Genomic DNA, 2,641 nt, shown 5'->3' with positions numbered 1-2,641 from the left:
AGGATGCCGCGGCGCTGCTGCGCATCCTGACGCCGACCTTGAAATTCCGCGCCACCCGCGATGCGCGGAAAGTCTGCGGCGATGCCTTGGAGATGCGCGGCGGCATCGGCTATGTCGAGGAGTTCGCGACCGCGCGGCTGCTGCGCGACGCGCATCTCGGCTCGATCTGGGAAGGCACCGGCAACATCGTCGCGCTCGATGCGTTGAAGCGTGCGGTCGGCCGCCATGGCGCGGAATCGGCGCTCGCGGCCGATCTGCATGCGCGGCTCGATGAGAGCAACACGGTGCCGCAAGGTTGGCGCGATCGTCTGCGCGGCCTGGTCGATCGCAGTATCGGCTTTGCGCGCGAGGTCGCCGGTCGGCCTGAGAACGAAGCCGAGGCGCGGCGCGCCACCAGCCTGCTCTACCATGTCGCCAGCGCTGTCACCTTGGCGTGGGAAGCCCAGCGCATTCACGAGATGCGCGGCGATGCGCGCCGGCTGCTGCTCTCCAGGCTCGTGGTCGAACATCGGCTTGCGCCATCGGATCCGTTCCGGGTTGCGGAAAATAGGACCGACGATGCGATCGCAAGCTGTTTGCTGGACGATCGCGCTGTGAGAATGGAGAAGGTTGGCGAACTGCTGTTGGCGCAGTAGGCTCCGCTTACGCGCGAGAAAAACCATCAAAAAATTCAGGGAGGATGCGATGAAGGCTGCTGTGCTGATGGAGGTCAACAAGCCCTTGGTGATCGAGGACGTCAGCGTGCCGAAGCCGGGGCCGCGCGAGGTGCTGATCCGCACGTCCGTTGCCGGCCTCTGCCATTCCGACCTGCATTTCATGGAAGGGCTTTATCCGCATCCGCTGCCGGCCGTGCTCGGCCATGAGTCGGCCGGCATCGTCGAGCAGGTCGGCTCCGACGTCAGCTATGTGAAGCCCGGCGATCACGTCGTCACTTGCCTCTCGGTGTTCTGCGGCACCTGCGACAATTGCAGCACGGGCCGGCCGGTGCTGTGCACCGACACCACGGTGAAGATGCAGCCAGGCCAGTCCAACCGCCTGTCGTGGTCACGCTCCGAGAAGCTGCACCAGTTTCTCAACCTGTCGTCGTTCGCCGAGCAGATGCTGGTGCACGAGAACGCGATCGTGAAGATCCGCAACGACATGCCGCTCGATCTCGCGGCCTTGATCGGCTGTGGCGTGATCACCGGCTATGGTGCCGTCGTGAACACCGCGAAGGTGACGGCGGGTGAGACCGTGGCCGTGATCGGTTGCGGCGGCGTCGGCATGGCCGCGATCAACGGCGCCGAGATCGCTGGCGCCGGCCGCATCATGGCCATCGACACCAACCCGGCCAAGCTGCAGCTCGCCACCAAGCTGGGCGCGACCGACATCATCAATCCCGCCGATGGCGACGTGGTGGCGCAGGTGCGCGAGATCACCAAGGGCGGCGTGCATCACGCCTTCGAGGTGCTCGGCCGCAAGGAGACCGCCGAGCAGGCCTTTGCCATGCTGGCACCCGGCGGCACCGCGACCATCGTCGGCATGATCCCGTTCGGCCAGAAGATCGAGCTGCACGGCTTCGACTTCCTCAGGGAACGCCGGATTCAAGGCTCGTCGATGGGCTCGAACCATTTCCGCGTCGACATGCCGCGGCTGATCGAGTTCTACTTGCGCGGCAAGCTGCATCTCGAGGACTGGATTTCGGCCAAGCTCAAGCTGAGCGAGATCAACGAGGGCTTTGCCAACATGAAGGCGGGAAAGACCTTGCGCAGCGTCATCATGTTCGATGCGTAACCATGATTGACGTCATTCCGGGGCAGCCCGCAGGGCTGAACCCGGAATCTGGAGATGATAGCGCGAGATTCCGGGTTCGCGCTTCGCGCGCCCCGGAATGACAAAGAGGATCAATCCGCAAACATCGGCGGCGGCACGAAGCCGCCGAACTCGCGCTCGATCAGCTCGGCGAGCTTCAGCGGCGTGCGGTCCTCCAGCCATGGCCCGACGATCTGCGCGCCGACCGGCAGGCCATCAGCAAGGCCGAGCGGAATCGCGGTCGCCGGCAGCCCCGGCAGGGTGGCGATGCCGGGCCAGGCGAGCTGGTCGGTATAGACGTGATCGACGCCGTCGATCTTGATGCGGCGCTGCTCCTGGTCCGGCGAATGATCGTGCGGGAAGGCGGGCGTCGGCATGATCGGGCAGATCACGGCATCGAAGCTGTTGAACAGCTCGCGCCATTGCGCGCGCAGCCGCGCCCGGGCTCCGTCGGCCATCACCCAGTCGCGGTGGCTGAGCGACATGCCACGTAGCCGCTCGACACCAAGCCCGCTGGCCTCCGGCGGCAGCTTCGCGACTGCGGTCTTGACGCCGTCATAGCTCTCCTGCGGGAAAGTGCCGCCGATAAACGACAGCAGCATGCGCATATACAGCCGGCTCGACGCCGCGAAGTCCGGCAGCAGCGGGCTTTCCCTCACGACATTGACGCCGGCTTTCTCGAGATTGCCCGCCAGCGTCTCGATCGCGCCGCGCACCGCCTTATCCGTCGGCATCACCGGGTCGGTCGCGATCAGCAGCACGCGGAAATCTTTCAAGGTCATGTGGCGCGGCGCCGGCAGCTCCAGCCGGTAGGCCTTGCCGGCCTCGAGCGGATCGGGGCCGGCGATGA

General features: G+C 65.7%; 3 protein-coding genes. 2 read left to right on the top strand and 1 reads right to left on the bottom strand.

Annotation, left to right across the window (positions count from 1 at the left end):
- Both WA702_RS25195 and WA702_RS25190 read left to right on the top strand, forming a co-directional pair.
- Window positions 1-635 (top strand): acyl-CoA dehydrogenase family protein (locus tag WA702_RS25195; protein WP_425113256.1); only part of this gene is annotated, 635 nt, incomplete at its 5' end.
- Between the two features lie 49 nt (window positions 636-684).
- Entirely contained in the window at window positions 685-1,773 is a 1,089-nt protein-coding gene (locus tag WA702_RS25190) for a Zn-dependent alcohol dehydrogenase (protein WP_425113255.1), read from the top strand.
- A gap of 110 nt (window positions 1,774-1,883) precedes the next feature.
- Here WA702_RS25190 and WA702_RS25185 read toward each other — a convergent pair.
- Window positions 1,884-2,641: amidase family protein (locus WA702_RS25185; RefSeq protein WP_425113254.1), on the bottom strand; the 758-nt coding region annotated here is incomplete at its 5' end.

Origin of the sequence: Bradyrhizobium sp. (assembly GCF_049798375.1) — a bacterium.
Classification (GTDB): Bacteria; Pseudomonadota; Alphaproteobacteria; order Rhizobiales; family Xanthobacteraceae; genus Bradyrhizobium.
The sequence above is the reverse complement of the archived record's forward strand: the minus strand, read 5'-3'. Positions and strand labels throughout refer to the sequence as shown.